The sequence below is a fragment of the Acinetobacter sp. WCHAc060033 genome, from assembly GCF_004209125.1.
GTDB lineage: Bacteria > Pseudomonadota > Gammaproteobacteria > Pseudomonadales > Moraxellaceae > Acinetobacter > Acinetobacter wuhouensis.
In genome coordinates this window covers 35,808-51,679 of the sequence record NZ_SGSW01000013.1, presented here as the reverse complement: position 1 = coordinate 51,679, position 15,872 = coordinate 35,808, and the positions used below count along the sequence as shown (strand labels likewise).

The following is a 15,872-nucleotide window of genomic DNA, read 5'->3' as shown; positions in this document are numbered from 1 at the left end:
TTATTTGTATCTCCCCACAGCACTTGCTGAAATTCTCTCTGTTTGATTTTTCTGCTTAGATTTTCATCAAAAATGAAAATTAAATAGACCGTATTTGCATATTCTTTTGGAGAATTGTCTTGTCCAATTCATCTCCTCAGGCTGCGCCGTCGCAACTTGATAGAAAAACTCGTTTCAAATCTATTCTTGGTGGCTCTGCGGGTAACTTAGTCGAATGGTACGACTGGTATGTCTACGCGGCTTTCACGCTTTATTTTGCACCACAATTCTTCCCAGATGGTGATGACACTGTAAAACTCCTCCAAGCTGCTGCTGTGTTTGCTTTAGGTTTCTTAATGCGCCCGATTGGCGCATGGGTCATGGGGATATACGCAGACCGTAAAGGTCGTAAATCAGGCTTAACCCTCTCTGTTTCACTCATGTGTGCAGGTTCGCTCATTATTGCCTGTGCGCCAACTTATGCAAGTGTTGGTATGCTTGCACCCGCATTGCTTTTATTTGCACGTTTACTGCAAGGTTTAAGTGTTGGTGGTGAGTATGGCGCAAGTGCGACTTACCTAACTGAAATGGCGGGTAAAAACCATCGTGGTTTCTTCTCTAGCTTCCAATATGTGACCTTGATTTCAGGTCAGTTACTTGCACTGTGTGTACTAATTATTTTGCAGCGTACTTTAAGCGAAGGTCAGCTTTCTGAATGGGGATGGCGTGTACCATTCTTCATTGGTGCATTATTAGCAGTAGTCGTGTTCTGGATTCGTCGCGGTTTGGTTGAAACTGAGTCTTCAAAACAAGCACAAGAACAAGTAAAGAATGGTGGTGAAAAATCAGGTGCTTTGGCTTTATTTACCAAATATCCTAAGCAAGCTTTCACAGTCATTATGCTGACTGCGGGTGGTACTTTAGCCTTCAATACATTTACCACTTATTTACAAAAATATTTGGTGAATACCTCAGGATTTGAGAAAACGACAGCGACTGAGATTACCACTGCTGCAATTTTCGTATTCATGTTATTGCAGCCAGCTGTTGGTGCGCTTTCTGATAAAATTGGTCGTAAACCAATCATGATTACCTTTGGTATTTTGGGCGTTCTTTTCACCATTCCAATTTTTAATGGACTTGGTTCAACGACTAGCCCAACCACAGCATTCATGTTATGTATGAGTGGAATGGTCATTGTAACTGGTTATACTGCAATTAATGCTGTAGTAAAAGCTGAATTATTCCCGCCACATATTCGTGCCTTAGGTGTCGCATTACCTTATGCAATCGCAAATACTTTATTTGGTGGGACTGCTGAACTTGTAGCATTAAGTTTTAAAAATGCAGGTCATGAAAATTACTTTTTCTACTACATCACCTTTATGATTGGTCTTTCACTGATTACTTATGTATTTATGAAAGACACGAAGAAGCATAGTTTAATCACTGATAATTAAGTGTGTTAAAACTCACTTAGAATGACTAAGTTTCGTATTTCACGCCTAGTATCAGCTAAAAAATACACAAAGTCGCAAACATAGACGAATTATCAACAGCCCCTAGTCTCATTCATGAAACGGCTTTTTCTACAGGTTTAGAAAAAGCCTTTTTTTATTGAACAATTCAAGCATCGTTTAAAACTCAAAGCTGTGGCATACTAAAAAGTATTCAAAAAGCGAGGACTTTAAAAGATGAAAAAGATCACATTAGCAAGCTTTAGTTTAGTTGTTTTAGCACTTTCAGCATGTCAAACAACACCTCGCCAATATAACGGTGTAACGGGTTATCAAATAGAAAATCAAACAACCGATAGTGCAACGCTTGCGTATACTTTATCCGGTCGCGCCAATTCTGATTTAGATGTCAATAAGTTACAGCGCGCGTGTAAAAAAGTACTCGGTGAAACTAAAACTTATAAACTTAATGTACTGAGTGTAAACGAGATTATTAACCCTCAGGTTGCTGAGAGTAAAACTGGTGTGCAACTTGGACATAGCCGTACTTCATTTGGACTTTCAAATACTCAAACTGCAAATAGCAGTGAAAACTATGCGACTCGTCAAGCTTTAGATACTCGTCCAAGCACTTTGCATGTTGTACGTTATACTTGTTCTTAATTTTTGAATAAATCGTTGATTAGCCCAATAAATAAGACGCGATCATAGCGTCTTATAAAAACTCACATTTCTAAACTCTTTGGCTTCATCCAAATCTGGCCATGTCGTTGCACTACGCTCATCTAATTTTTGATAATGTGGATGGCTAAAGTTTTTCACACGACTATCTGCTACCCAGACTTCTGGGGCAAATTTTAAAAATTCATCTAAGAAGAAACGATTGCATTGATCATAGAGCACATCGGCAGCAAGCAGGACATCAACCTGTTCTGCCTTATACAGATCATCCAGATATTCAAGTTCAACATCATTCAGCAAGGCATTTTCACGACATGCATCTAAGCTGACTTGATCTATATCACAACAAATGACACGCTTCGCACCAGCCATTTTCGCGGCAATTGCAACCACACCTGAACCTGCACCAAAGTCCAACACCACCTTATCTTTGACATGATGGGGTTCAGCCAATAACCACTGCGCCATCGCCAAACCAGAAGCCCAACAGAAAATCCAATACGGCGTATCATTCCAAATACGACGAATCACTTCATCGTCTAAGCGATCAGTTGGAAATATAGGTGGAATGAGCCATAAAGAAATCGGCGTTTCTGGCAATTGTTGTGCCATCAGTTCGCAATGCGGAATAACATCATGCAAAGCATCGAGTAAATGTTGCGGGGCTTTTTGCAATTGAAATGTACAGCTCATATTTTCTGTTTATTTAATTGTGGAATATTCATAGTCACCCCTCTTACGCAGCAATGCTGCTCATCTTTAAAAAGAGAGGGAACTCACGAGAACTCAAATATTTTTTTAGTAATGAAAGCCCCCTCCTTTAAAAAAGGAGGGTTGGGGAGGATTCTATTAACCCAATTCTTTCTCAGCTGCTTCTACAGTCTGACGAATCAAAGTGGTAATGGTCATTGGGCCTACACCACCTGGAACAGGAGTATAAGCAGAAGCGATGTCTTCAATACCAACCAATTGAATATCACCCACACCACCGCCATCACGAGGATGGAAACCAGCATCTACAACTACTGCACCTTGTTTAATCCAATCTTTTTGGATGAGCTCAGCTTTACCTACTGCGCCAACAATGATGTCTGCTTGTTTGACAAAGCTTGCTAAATCTTGAGTACGGCTGTGGCAAATCGTTACCGTTGCATTCGCTTCAAGTAACATTGCCGCCATTGGTTTACCCAAAATCGCAGAACGACCAACAACAACAGCATGCTTACCTACAATTTCAATGTTATTTTCTTTTAGAATGGTCATGATACCTGCTGGAGTTGCTGAACCATAAGCAGCTTCGCCCATCGCCATACGACCAAAACCAAGACAAGTCACGCCATCTACGTCTTTAGCCAATGAAATCGCATCAAAACAAGCACGTTCATCAATTTGCGCAGGAACTGGATGTTGTAAAAGAATACCGTGAACATCAGGATTGGCATTTAATTTTTCAATTTCAGCCAATAACTGTTCAGTTGTCGTTTCAGTTGGTAATTCTACTTTTAAAGAATCCATCCCAACACGACGGCAAGCATTGCCTTTCATACGTACATAAGTCGCAGATGCACCATCATCACCGACCAAAATAGTCGCTAAAATTGGGGTACGACCTGTTTTTGCTTTTAAAGCTTCAACACGAGTCAACAAGTCTGCTTCAATTTGTTTCGCTAATGCGCGACCATCTAATACCAATGCCACGGCACATCTCCAAAGTAGATATGAATCAATTTTGCAAATAATACATGATTATTTAGACAATTTTCTTCTGTATGCCGAATTTATGTGCATCCGTATGAAAACTAGTATTGTTTTTTTTTCAAAGGTTGCTAATATACGCATCAACAAGACGCGGCGGGGTGGCAGAGTGGTCATGCAGCGGACTGCAACTCCGTGGACGCCGGTTCGATTCCGACCTCCGCCTCCATCTTGTTAAAAATGCCCGAGTGGTGAAATCGGTAGACACAGGGGATTTAAAATCCCCCGCCCACAAAGCGTGCCAGTTCGAGTCTGGCCTCGGGCACCACTTTAATACTTCTTAAAGTGGTGCAATAAAGAATCCTGCTAAATGCAGGTTTTTTTATGTCTAGACTTTTATGCTTAAGCCTATAAAGCTTCCATATCGGTTTTTTATGTTAATATTACAACGATGTGACAACTCAAGTTAAAATTTAGATAAGCGAAGCCAATATGATTCAAAACAAGCAAGTTTCTCTCTATTTAAATCAACTTCAACAACAATATCCACAAGCCTTTAAGCGTAACTTTTTATTTTATAGCCAAATTAAAACTAAAGGCATCTTGGATGAAGCGAAGGAGTTTATTCCTTGGGTGCTTGCTGTCATGATTTTTTGCAGTATTTATTTTAGCTTAGGCAAATATATTGCGAGTCATTTTCATCAATTTAATGAATTTCAAGCCAATAGTATTTCAGCATTAAGCATCATGCTGTTTTTTATGATCATTGTGCCGTTAATTATCAATCAAATAAAACATAGTTCTACTCATCTTTATCATCAACTTAACAACACCCCATTCAAACTCGCTGTGCTCATTATTGTCCAAGCGCTCAATATTTATTTTTTTGAGAGCATACTTTTACAAGGTGTTTTATTTTTCTTCGCCATGAACTTTGGTTTTGTTCAGTTTTATAAAGAAAATTTATTTCGGGATAGCACCAAAGATACAGAATATTATCAATTACAACAGATTCGTCGGTCATGTTTTTGGGCGTATAAACAAGCCAAGAAAACAAAATTTAAAATGTACCGGGTAAAAAAGGATTCTGATAAATACCAAGTCTTACAAAAACAATTGGCGACTTATTTAGAACTGCATTTACAACTTTTAAAGTATGAAAATGAAATGTCTAAGTCTTATAAATTTATCGACTTAGACGAATATATGGACAGCATTACATAATGCGCCATGATGAAAAATTATCAATTTACTTTTCAATCACTTATCCCACCCCCTCAAGACACTTTCATTGGAGATTATTCTTAACATTGATGCTTTTATATTGATTGAGTTTTAATTATAGTTCATTAAATCTTAAGCTTATTCCGATCATCTTCTATATAAGACATCGTGATGTCAATTAAACAATCAATTAATTCCTCATAAGTAAAACCTGTATTTTTACTTGAGAAGAAATTCATAGTTAACGCAATACTCGATGTAATCAAAATATAAACCATCAATTTGAGATTTTTTATACGTAATACCTCTGGATGTTTTACTGCATATTCTATTGCCATAATATTCACCGTTTTTACAGCTTTAACTTGGCTTTCCTCAGTATTGTATTTACCGCATACACTCAACCAATAAAAATATAAATTCTCATTTTGCGCTAAAAACTCACCTATGCGAACAAAGATCATTCTGATCGCATCAGGAATGTCCAAATTAAATATTTCAGGTCCAATTCTGAATAATAAATCAGACATTTCCGAAATAAAATATTGATGCATTTCAATAAATAGAGCGTCTTTGTTTTTAAAATACTCATAAAAACTACCAGAACCTACTCCTGCAATTTCACAAACTTTAAGTACACTTACATCATCAATTCCAAATTTTTTTACCGATATAAATCCTGCACCAAGGATAGAATTATAGGTGTTCTTTGATCTATTTTGTTTTGGTTTTCTTATAGTTACCATCACCACAACTCCCTCTTATAATCCGTATTTTTTCCGTTTAAATTCATTGATAGATTGTAGTTATGGTTTTCATTTTTACAAATATAGCCGATAAAGGTCAAAACAATGAATACAATTTATAATCCTATAGAGAAAATGGTAAGAAGGAATGTCATTCTTTCTCATCGAAAAGAAGAAAGATTTTCTTTTTATTATGAAGATAATACCGTTGTTTCCTCATTATTCGTTATTTTATCTGCAATGTTTCCACCTAGTGAAATGTTCTTTATCGAAAGTATACGTAATGTGCGTCATCAAATTTCCGATGAGCAACTATGCAAAGATATTCAAACATTTATTGCACAAGAAGCGTTTCATAGTCGAGAACATCAGTCTTTAAACAAGCATTTATTAGATTCACAATTTTCCGAAGTTTTAGAGATTGAAGCTCAAACTAAACGTGTCCTCGATCAATTTAGAAAGTTAAATAAAATAGACCAGTTGGCTGCGACAGTAGTCATGGAGCACTTTACTGCAACCCTTGCGCGATTATTATTAACAGATGGTTTAATTCAGTAAAAAACCACGCAAGCAAAGCGTGATCTTTGGGAGTGGCATGCACTAGAAGAGCTTGAGCATAAATCTGTGGCTTATGATGTTTTAACCGCAGTGGGTGGTAATACGCCACGGAATAGAAGTATTGCCCTATTACGGATTACGAAGCATCTTACCCCTGTTCTATTTGGACACTGGTATAAAATTTTAAAACGTAAAGATATTAAGTTCTCTTTACGCGATTTAAATGATTGTTTTTATCTAGGTTTTGGTGGTGTTAATCGACTAGGAATTTTGACTCAAGCAGCCTTAGGTATGTTTGAAGTAACACAATACGATTTTAATCCGCGTAATATGCAAACAGAACAACTTGAAGCTGAGTATCGTAAAAAATTATTTGGTGATAATGGCTCTTTAGCACAGCATTTAAAAACTTAGTCGCTAAAATAATGTATTCCTATCAAAGCGCAAAACAAAATAGCGTAAACGAAAAAGCCAAGATTTAAATTAAATCTTGGCTGTGTAATGATTGCTTGTGTTATAAATTATTGTGCTATAAAAATTGACTAAGCACTCTTTTGAACAGTACTTACATCCTGCAAAACATTATTCAATATCACTTGATGTTTACGATTAGCGTCGATGGTATAGGTTTTTTCTTTAATACTGTCCACAAAAATCCAATCAGCTTGAACCTGTTGTGCCGTAAAACCTACTTTCAAATAACCGCGTTGATTTAAATTGGTATAATTTAATTCATCAATCAAAGTTGTGAATGCAAACTCAAACTGCTGTAGCTGTGCCAAAGGAATATTAAGATACTTTTCCATCCCAGGTGAAGACACCGAACTGGTTGCCAACTCTACACCAACAAAATCCCCTGTTTGCGTATGCAAATTAGAAGCCCATGCATTATGAGTATCCCCTGCTAAAACGACCACTTTTTTGTTCAAGGTCTTAAGCGTGCCATACAAAATTTCACGCTCCGCATAATAACCATCCCACGCATCTAAATTATAAGGTGCTACCGTCGTAATACGTGCTTTCTCAGTTGCAGTTAAAGTAGGATCACCCTTTTGCATCCGCACTTTTAATGTCACCAATTCAGTAATTTGCTGATTCATTTTTGTTAATGTTTCAGTCGTGACATTTCCACTGGTAATTGCAGCTAAAGACATGAGCAATTCAGCAGGAATCAACATTTTTGACATCAACACTTGCTGACCCAACACATTCCAAGTTGCAGTAGATTGCGCTAATTTCTTTTGCAACCATTCACGTTGTGTATACCCCATGAGTGTACGAGTGGTACTGGTCAAATCTGCTTGAAATTTTGCAATATCTAAGCCAGTCGCTGTCATATAGTTGGCGTATTCCAACTGTTGATCACGCGCTAAAATACGCGTATCAAGCATGGTGAGCTGAACCAATGTGCCATAATCAAATTGACGATAAATATTTAAGTGATCAGTGGCTGAAACTGGACGAATCGGCATCCACTCAAAATAAGCCTGTAACGCTGCTAATTTTCGATCTAAGAAACTTCCTTCGGTTGCAGGCTGATGATTTTCAGCACCTTCTTTCCATGCATCATTTGCCAACTCATGATCATCCCAAATCACGATTAACGGGTGACGTGCATGCGCTGCCTGTAAATCTAAATCGGTATGATATAAAGCATAGCGTTTACGATAATCGTCTAATTTAATAATTTCTTTATCATTATCAGCAGCTAATGTACGTCCTAATTTGGCTGCATCTTCTGTGGCATAACCATCTTTGCCATATTCATAAATATAGTCACCCAAATGAATGATGGCATCCACTTCTTGCTTTGCCATTTCTCTATAAACATAGAAATAGCCGGCTGGATAATTCGAACATGAACATACCGCAAATTGCACCGAATTAGTCATTTCAGGCAAGGTTTTAGTCCGTCCAACTGTTGAAATCACTGAACCGAATTTAAAACGATAATAATAAGCTTGCCCAGATTTAAGCTTGTCGGCATCCACTTTGACTGTAAAATCTTGCGCTTTTGCTGTTTGAACTTTGCCAGTATTGATGATTTGGTTAAATTTATCATCAGTCGCAATTTCCCAAACCACTTCTAAACGTAAAGATGTGTCTTGTGGTGTAATACGTGTCCATAGAATCACGCGATCTTTGAGTGGGTCTCCACTGGCAACCCCATGTAAAAATTCCACTTTTGTTTCAGATGTCGAATCGTCATCACTACCACAAGCAGTTAATGAAACAGGTAAAGATAAAGCACCGAAACTGGCTAATGATTTTTGAATTAATTCACGGCGCGATATTGAATTTGGCATGATCTAAGATTTCCCCAAGGTTTTTTCTCAATCAATGTAGTTGGGGAATATTTCGTTTTAATCTCAAAAACATGAAGAAAACATGACAAATCATGATAAGTTCTACTTAAATTGTTTTATTTTCAAACATAAACACATGAATTGATTGAAAAGAAAGCAAATCGCTTCAAATACGCTTGCCAAGTAAAAAACTGTCCTATATTATTGCGCACATGCCCGAGTGGTGAAATCGGTAGACACAGGGGATTTAAAATCCCCCGCCCACAAAGCGTGCCAGTTCGAGTCTGGCCTCGGGCACCATTTTAATACTTCTTGAAATGGTGCAATAAAGAATCCTGCGATATGCAGGTTTTTTTATGTCTGAAACTGATGTGTAATAAGAAGAATTAGAGTTTTCAATCATTCACAGTATATGCATTTTTGAACGATCTTTAAAATTAGCTCATTTTCTAGCAATTTCTTATTAAAATATTTAGAATAGAAGAACTAAATTATTATATAAATTTTCATAAACTTAATTAGAATGAACAACAATGACTGATTTAATATCCAATTCAAAAGTAAGCATTCCAAGATTTCCACGAATTTTTGCGTTTATCATTGATTGTATTGCCCTCGGCGTGACGGGCATGGTCGTTGGTAAATCTCTATACCCTTATCTTGAAAATTCACCTTTTATTTTTCAATGTATCGGCACATTGATTTGCTTATTTTATTTCGCTGCATTGAATAGTAGTATTGGTCAAGGCAAAACGATTGGGAAAATGATCTGCCGAATTAGAGTTTCTGATCTTACAGACAAATCAATTCAACCACTGCATTCATTATTTCGATCAAGCATTGTTATTATTCCACTTTGTTTTATCGGATATTTACAACAAAAATCGAGTAATCAACTCAGCCTAACATTACTAGTGGCTCTTTTTCAAAGTATTGTATTTGCTTGTTTCTACTTGGCTATTTTTAATAGAAGTACCCAACAATCCTTTCATGATTTAATCAGTAAAACGCAAATACTTAGAAATTCGCAATCAAATATTCCATATCATTTTGTATGGAAAGCTCACTTTTACATCATTAGTATTTTAACTGTGATTATCTTTGCGATGAACATATGGACTTACCAACAAAATGCACCACTTTCAAATGACCTAAAAAATCAATTTTCAGGTGATATTACCAATATCCAAGTCGTGAACCAAAGCACCTTTATCGGTGAAGCTGTGTCGAATAATCAAATCCTTTTTTTAAATTTATCTACACCTAAATATTTAAATCAACAAGAAACTGCTGAAACATTACTACAAGATATTCATGAACAACATCCAGATTTATTTTCCTCTTATAAAATCAACAAAGTAAATTTAAATTTTGCTTATCAATTTGGTGCGACAAAGATTTCACGCTCAAAAACCTATGATCTTCGCTTCAACCAAAATCACCCTCAACTCGAATTTAGTGGTGAAAATTCTGCAACTTCGTTTGGATTCTAATTTTTCAACAACCAACTCATTAAACAAAATCTACAGATAAAAAAAGACCATGCTTTTGGAAGCATGGTCTATAAAAATGGTGGCTATGACGGGACTTGAACCTGTGACCCCCGCATTATGAGTGCGGTGCTCTAACCAACTGAGCTACATAGCCTAAAACTGTGCGCGCATTATCTGCTGTAAACACGCATACGTCAAGCATTAATTATAATAAAATTCATTGAAGTGAGCCGATAAGCCGGGTTCTGTCGAGAACGATCATTCCTCTAGGCGTACAATCACTCATACGCTCAAGCGACCTACCCGGATCCAGCATGGGCCATGCCTATAGGATCCCTATTTGGTCTTGCTTCCGGTGGGGTTTACCATGCCATGAACTGTTACCAGCCATGCGGTGCGCTCTTACCGCACCCTTTCACCCTTACCTTCCATTTCTCCGAAGAGAAACGATAATGAAGGCGGTCTACTCTCTGCTGCACTTTCCGTCGGTTCACACCGCCCAGGCGTTACCTGGCACCTTGCCCTATGAAGCCCGGACTTTCCTCCCCTGCTTCAATCACGGAGATCTCCACAGCAGCGATCGTCTGGCTCACTTCGGGGCGTATCCTAACAAATTTTAGACTTAATTGCTTGCGCTTTTTTGAGCAATCAGTTTTTTATACTTTTCCATCAAGTCATCTTGACTTTCGACATGATTTGGATCAAGCGGAATACAATCGACTGGACAGAACAAAGCACACTGCGGTTTGTCATGATGCCCAACACATTCTGTACATAGGTTTGGATTGATTTCATAAATCAATTCACCCATGAAAATTGCTTCATTTGGACATACAGGTTCACACACATCACAATTGATGCATTCATCTGTGATAATTAAAGACACACTACCAACCTTGTTGATGTTTACGATTAAAAGCTTCTACGACACATTGTGGTACAAACTTAGTCACATCACCTTTTAATCGTGCAATTTCTCGAACCATGGTCGAAGAAATAAAAGAAAATTGTTCTGACGGCGTTAAAAATACCGTTTCGAAATGATGATCAAGCTGACGGTTCATATTGGCAAGCTGAAACTCATATTCAAAGTCTGAAACTGCACGTAAGCCACGCAATACTGCAGTCGCATTTTGTTCACGAGAGAAATTTACCAACAAACCATCAAAGCCTACAAATTCAACATTAGGTAAATGTTTAAGTGATTCTTTGGCTAACTCAACACGTTCTTCCAAACTGAATACTGGGTTTTTATGATGTCCAATTGCAATCGCGACCACAACCTCATCGAACATACGTGAAGCGCGTGCAACTAAATCAACATGCCCATTGGTAATTGGATCGAAAGTCCCCGGATAAATGACACGAGTTTTAGACATCCATTTGTACTCAAGTTTGTTATGAAGAGCTATAGTTTAACAAAAACTCAATTATTAGCGAATAACCTCAAGCAATTTACAGGTAGGTTTTAATTGTGAAATGACTTCACCTTAAGCCAAGTTTGAGGCAAAATAAGGCTATTCTTGGAATATTTGTATTATGTCGAATAAGATTGTCGTTAAAAAAAATAATGGTGGTACGATTGCGCAAAATAAACGTGCGCGCCACGATTATTTTATTGAAGAAAAATTTGAAGCTGGACTTTCCTTACAAGGCTGGGAAGTAAAGTCATTGCGTGCTGGACGTATGACCATTACTGAAAGCTATATTACGTTTAAGAATAATGAAGCTTTCCTGTTTGGTGCTCAAATTCAACCGCTCCTTTCAGCATCTACTCATGTCGTACCTGAAGCAACTCGTACGCGTAAATTGTTATTGTCACGTCGCGAGCTTGAAAAGCTTATGGGCGCGGTTAATCAAAAAGGTTATACCTGTGTACCACTTGCGTGTTACTGGAAAGGTCATTTGGCAAAACTTGAAATTGCTTTAGTAAAAGGTAAGCAATTGCATGATAAACGTGCCACTGAAAAAGACCGTGATTGGCAACGTGATAAAGCACGAATTATGCATAAGTAATCCGCAATAAAAAACCTCCAAATTTGGAGGTTTTTTCAAAAAGGACATATTTGTCAATACTATGTCAAACGATTCAACATCAACCCAATGTACTCACCAAACCATACTGCGGTTTCAAGATCACCTGCTGGTGGAGTAACTTCTACTGGTGCATTATCAGATTGAGTCATTAAACCTAGAAAGCTCGACATACGATTTAAATCATGAGTACTACGCCCTGTCGGCATCAAGGGTAAACCTGTCCAAAGCATGCCATGTTGCATCGCGAATAAATTGATTTGTTGTAAAACAGCCAGTTTATCACCACTCAACCCACCACCATTGGTAAAACCTGCTGCAAGTTTGCCCTGCCATGCTCGCGCCAGCCAACGCTTCGATGACTGCTCCATAAACAATTTCAATCCAGAGGTTAAATTGCCCATGTAGGTTGGACAGCCAAAAACAATTGCATCGGCTTGATCTAAAACATCCCAATCAATATGTTCAATATCCATTTCAGATACGTGCGCGCCTACTTTCATTGCACCTTGAGCAATACAGTTAGCAACTTTTGCCGTATGCCCATAAGGGCTGTGATAAACAATCGCAATAGATTTGGACAAAGACATATTAATTAAAAACAAACAGATTTAGTCAAGTTTAGCATTAATTCAGTTTTAAACAATTCTTGTAAAATTGATAAAATTCGATACAAGACAATTTAAAATGAATATAAGCATTTTAAATCACGCATTTGCATTTTTCATAAATACAAATGTTGCCATACGTCCTGTTTTGGCATGACGTCGATAAGAATAAAAATCCTGTTCTTGTAAATACGAACACTGATCACCACCCATTACATTTTCCACACCATGTAATTTGAGAATAAAACGTGCAATCGCATATAAGTCTGCAAAATATTTACCTGACTTTTCCCCTGCTTTAAATGCAGTTTCAAGTTCAGGATATTTTTCACAAAAAGCTTGTTTCACTTCTGCACCAATTTCAAAACATGGTTGGCTGACGGCAGCGCCTAACCATGCCCAAGTCGGTGCGCTCTTCATTTCGGTAATAGTATTTTCAACAATACCGCCAGCAAGACCGCGCCAACCCGCATGTAAATTGGCAATTTCTGTACCATCTGCATTTCCAAGCACGATTGGTAAACAATCGGCCGTCATCATCATCAAGGCATGACCTCGAGTTTGCGTGACCAAGCCATCACCCTCTAATGCTTCAAAGGTCATTTCATCGTTAATGGTATGACAAATGGTGCTGTGGGTTTGCGTCATCCAAGTGATTTTGTTAACACCAAATTCGGCAAATTCATCCAATAAAATCATACGATGCTGTTGCACACGTTTCGGATCATCATTGACATGCAACGCCAAATTAAAACCTTCAAGTTCAGGCTGTGCCGAGGGCAAAGCTTGATCATGTTGAATATGGGTTTGTCCCACGTACACACCATCAGGTAATCCTTGAACAAATTGCATGTCAATCTCCAGTCCCTTATTTCAAACTCATTTAAATGATTAATACGCTTTATTTTCAGAACGTAGTACTTCAACCAATGCAGTAAAATCTTCCGCCCATGGTGCTTCAAACATCATTTCTTCTTTCGTACGAGGATGAATCAAGCCCAATTTAGATGCATGTAAAGCCTGACGTTTAAATGCTCTTAAAGTTGTTGTTAACTTTTCAGATGCACCCGCAGGCACTTTAACACGACTCATATACACAGGATCACCCACCAATGGATAACCGATATAAGTGAAATGGATACGAATCTGATGAGTACGCCCTGTTTCCAGTTGAGCCTGAACACGAGTGAAATGCTGAAAGCGTTCTTTGACATTATAATGTGTCACTGCATCACGCCCACCTGGAAGAATCGCCATTTTGACACGATCGACTGGATGGCGTTTAATCGGTTCATCAATTGTTCCGCCTGCAATGATATTGCCATAGCAAATCAGATCATAAACACGATAGACCGATTTTTTGGCAAGTTGCTTACTCAAAGAAAATTGTGCTTCAAGATTTTTCGCAACCACCAATAGACCACTGGTATCTTTATCGATACGATGAACTAAGCCTGCACGTGTTAATTCCGCAGATTTTGGGAAATGGTAAAGTAATGCATTCACCAATGTACCATTTGGATTTCCTGCCCCCGGATGAACGACCATCCCAACAGGTTTATTGATCACGATAATGTCATCGTCTTCATAAACAATATTTAACGGAATATTTTCAGGCTGTGCAGAAGTTTGTGCTTCTAGCTCAACCTCTAAAGTAAGTAGCTCATTTCCTTCGCATTTATACTTAGGTTTAACAATGTTACCATTTACCAACAAATGACCTTCTTTCAACCATTGCTTGAGTTTTTCACGTGAAAATTCACTCCAAACGGTTGCTGCTACTTGGTCGATACGTAGCCCTAAATAGCTTTCATCCAGTTGAAATTGCAACGATAAACGTGTTGCAGTCGGCGCAGAATTATGATTATCTGCATCCTCAGAATCTTCAAGTAGATTGAAATCATTTTCTGAGAAATTAGAATTAGAAGAGTGTGCTGAAGTCATTTGCTCATTCGGACAAAAGTGGTTTAATAGCGCAATTGTAGCCTATTGCCCGTATAAACAGAGGAATTTTTATGTCGCTACCACGTTATAAAGTCACAATGCTTGCTTTAACTGTAGGCTTAGCAACTGCATTTGTAGGCTGTAGCAGCAATCCGAAGAAGGATGTTGTTGATACGGGTCCTAAATCAAATGAGCAGACTTATTTCAATAATGCGATGAAGTCCCTCGATAAAGGACAATATGGCGATGCTGCAAAAGCCTTAGAGGCAATGGATACTTATTTCCCAACAGGACAATATGCACAACAAGCTCAATTAGAATTGCTTTATACAAAATTTAAGCAAAAAGATTATGAAGGCACAATCGCACTTGCAGATCGCTTTATTCGCTTGAATCCTCAACATCCGAATTTAGACTATGCATATTATGTACGTGGCGTGGCAAATATGGAGCAAAACTATGACAGCTTGCTTCGTTATACTTCACTTAAGCAAGCGCACCGTGACTTAGGCTACTTAAAAGTTGCTTATCAAAACTTTGTCGATTTGATTCGTCGTTATCCATCTAGCCAATACTCAGTTGATGCAGCGCAACGGATGAAATTCATTGGTCAAGAGTTGGCTGAAAGTGAAATGAATGCGGCTCGTTTTAATATTCAACGTAAAGCTTATCTTGCTGCTGTTGAACGTTCACAATGGGTGGTTGAGCATTATCCGCAGACTCCTCAAGTACCTGAAGCTTTAGCAACTATGGCGTATGGTTACAACAAACTTGGGGATAAAGCGACAGCTCAACAATATGTCGAAGTTTTAAAACTGAATTATCCAAACTTGGTCAAATCTAATGGTGAGGTGAATCTACGTGCTGCCCGTAAAGAAGGAAGTTGGTGGAACCGAGCTACGCTGGGTATTTTAGGACGTGGTGATAAAGCCGAAGTTTCTAAAGAAGAAAGTGCTGAAACACCAAAAAATACCGAAGAAAAATCAAGTCTATTAAACAAAATGACTTTTGGTTTATTAGATCGTCCAAATCGTGAAGTATCGGCTGAACCTGCACGTGCAGATGAAAGCTTATATGATGGTCAACGTAAATAAGCTTCTTTAAGATATTTTATGCGACATCATCAGACGGGTTTTTACCCGTCTTT

At 38.0% G+C, this 15,872-nt stretch carries 15 protein-coding genes, 4 tRNA genes, 1 other RNA gene and 1 pseudogene; 10 read left to right on the top strand and 11 right to left on the bottom strand.

Annotation, left to right across the window (positions count from 1 at the left end):
* Positions 1-119: 119 nt before the first annotated feature.
* Positions 120-1,439, top strand: coding sequence for an MFS transporter (locus tag EXE10_RS07735; RefSeq protein ID WP_068975455.1), 1,320 nt, complete (start codon positions 120-122; stop codon positions 1,437-1,439).
* 234 nt (positions 1,440-1,673) lie between these two features.
* Positions 1,674-2,099, top strand: coding sequence for a hypothetical protein (locus tag EXE10_RS07730; protein ID WP_087553244.1), 426 nt, complete (start codon positions 1,674-1,676; stop codon positions 2,097-2,099).
* Between the two features lie 42 nt (positions 2,100-2,141).
* On the opposite strand, the gene EXE10_RS07725 is transcribed toward EXE10_RS07730, so the two are convergent.
* A complete protein-coding gene (locus tag EXE10_RS07725; protein ID WP_130112958.1) occupies positions 2,142-2,810 on the bottom strand; it encodes a class I SAM-dependent methyltransferase in 669 nt (222 codons plus the stop codon).
* Positions 2,811-2,966: 156 nt separating this feature from the next.
* Positions 2,967-3,815 carry a bifunctional methylenetetrahydrofolate dehydrogenase/methenyltetrahydrofolate cyclohydrolase FolD gene (folD, locus tag EXE10_RS07720; protein ID WP_130112957.1) on the bottom strand — a complete coding sequence of 283 codons (849 nt, stop codon included), beginning with the start codon at positions 3,813-3,815 and terminating at the stop codon, positions 2,967-2,969.
* Between the two features lie 152 nt (positions 3,816-3,967).
* On the opposite strand from folD, the gene EXE10_RS07715 reads away from it, so the two are divergent.
* The 3 genes from EXE10_RS07715 (at position 3,968) to EXE10_RS07705 (ending at position 5,036) form a co-directional block, all read left to right on the top strand.
* Positions 3,968-4,041 (top strand) — tRNA-Cys (locus tag EXE10_RS07715).
* Between the two features lie 13 nt (positions 4,042-4,054).
* Positions 4,055-4,140, top strand: a tRNA-Leu gene (locus EXE10_RS07710).
* Between the two features lie 164 nt (positions 4,141-4,304).
* Positions 4,305-5,036, top strand: a complete 732-nt coding sequence (locus tag EXE10_RS07705; RefSeq protein ID WP_130112956.1) for a hypothetical protein — start codon at positions 4,305-4,307, stop codon at positions 5,034-5,036.
* A 125-nt stretch (positions 5,037-5,161) separates the two neighbouring features.
* Here EXE10_RS07705 and EXE10_RS07700 read toward each other — a convergent pair whose 3' ends face one another.
* A complete protein-coding gene (locus EXE10_RS07700) occupies positions 5,162-5,782 on the bottom strand; it encodes a TetR/AcrR family transcriptional regulator (protein WP_130112997.1) in 621 nt (206 codons plus the stop codon).
* Positions 5,783-5,887: 105 nt separating this feature from the next.
* Here EXE10_RS07700 and EXE10_RS07695 point away from each other — a divergent pair.
* Positions 5,888-6,754 (top strand): annotated as a pseudogene (locus EXE10_RS07695) (metal-dependent hydrolase).
* 128 nt (positions 6,755-6,882) lie between these two features.
* On the opposite strand, the gene EXE10_RS07690 reads toward EXE10_RS07695, so the two are convergent.
* Complete coding sequence (locus EXE10_RS07690; protein WP_130112955.1) at positions 6,883-8,646, bottom strand: alkaline phosphatase D family protein; 1,764 nt, start codon at positions 8,644-8,646, stop codon at positions 6,883-6,885.
* Positions 8,647-8,860: 214 nt separating this feature from the next.
* Here EXE10_RS07690 and EXE10_RS07685 point away from each other — a divergent pair.
* Positions 8,861-8,946: transfer RNA gene (locus tag EXE10_RS07685), tRNA-Leu, on the top strand.
* A 233-nt stretch (positions 8,947-9,179) separates the two neighbouring features.
* Positions 9,180-10,139, top strand: a complete 960-nt coding sequence (locus tag EXE10_RS07680) for an RDD family protein (protein ID WP_130112954.1) — start codon at positions 9,180-9,182, stop codon at positions 10,137-10,139.
* Between the two features lie 77 nt (positions 10,140-10,216).
* On the opposite strand, the gene EXE10_RS07675 is transcribed toward EXE10_RS07680, so the two are convergent.
* The 4 genes from EXE10_RS07675 to coaD all read right to left on the bottom strand — a co-directional run bounded on the left by EXE10_RS07675 (position 10,217) and on the right by coaD (position 11,518).
* Positions 10,217-10,293 (bottom strand) — tRNA-Met (locus EXE10_RS07675).
* 64 nt (positions 10,294-10,357) lie between these two features.
* Positions 10,358-10,735, bottom strand: an RNA gene (rnpB, locus tag EXE10_RS07670) — RNase P RNA component class A.
* A 26-nt stretch (positions 10,736-10,761) separates the two neighbouring features.
* Positions 10,762-11,025: a YfhL family 4Fe-4S dicluster ferredoxin gene (locus tag EXE10_RS07665; RefSeq protein ID WP_068975527.1), complete on the bottom strand. Its 264-nt coding sequence runs from the start codon at positions 11,023-11,025 to the stop codon at positions 10,762-10,764.
* 1 nt (position 11,026) lies between these two features.
* Entirely contained in the window at positions 11,027-11,518 is a 492-nt protein-coding gene (coaD, locus tag EXE10_RS07660; protein WP_068975528.1) for a pantetheine-phosphate adenylyltransferase, read from the bottom strand.
* A 160-nt stretch (positions 11,519-11,678) separates the two neighbouring features.
* Here coaD and smpB point away from each other — a divergent pair, with 160 nt between their 5' ends.
* On the top strand, positions 11,679-12,155 hold the full coding sequence (gene smpB / locus EXE10_RS07655) for an SsrA-binding protein SmpB (RefSeq protein ID WP_068975529.1): 477 nt from the start codon (positions 11,679-11,681) through the stop codon (positions 12,153-12,155).
* 59 nt (positions 12,156-12,214) lie between these two features.
* On the opposite strand, the gene EXE10_RS07650 is transcribed toward smpB, so the two are convergent.
* The 3 genes from EXE10_RS07650 to rluD all read right to left on the bottom strand — a co-directional run bounded on the left by EXE10_RS07650 (position 12,215) and on the right by rluD (position 14,725).
* The gene (locus tag EXE10_RS07650) at positions 12,215-12,763 is read right to left on the bottom strand and encodes a flavodoxin family protein (RefSeq protein ID WP_130112953.1); all 549 of its coding nucleotides are present in this window, start codon (positions 12,761-12,763) and stop codon (positions 12,215-12,217) included.
* A 117-nt stretch (positions 12,764-12,880) separates the two neighbouring features.
* Positions 12,881-13,633 carry a peptidoglycan editing factor PgeF gene (gene pgeF, locus EXE10_RS07645; RefSeq protein ID WP_130112952.1) on the bottom strand — a complete coding sequence of 251 codons (753 nt, stop codon included), beginning with the start codon at positions 13,631-13,633 and terminating at the stop codon, positions 12,881-12,883.
* 39 nt (positions 13,634-13,672) lie between these two features.
* On the bottom strand, positions 13,673-14,725 hold the full coding sequence (gene rluD, locus EXE10_RS07640) for a 23S rRNA pseudouridine(1911/1915/1917) synthase RluD (RefSeq protein WP_068973411.1): 1,053 nt from the start codon (positions 14,723-14,725) through the stop codon (positions 13,673-13,675).
* 71 nt (positions 14,726-14,796) lie between these two features.
* Here rluD and EXE10_RS07635 point away from each other — a divergent pair, with 71 nt between their 5' ends.
* The gene (locus EXE10_RS07635) at positions 14,797-15,819 is read left to right on the top strand and encodes an outer membrane protein assembly factor BamD (protein WP_130112951.1); all 1,023 of its coding nucleotides are present in this window, start codon (positions 14,797-14,799) and stop codon (positions 15,817-15,819) included.
* The last annotated feature ends 53 nt before the right edge of the window (positions 15,820-15,872 follow it).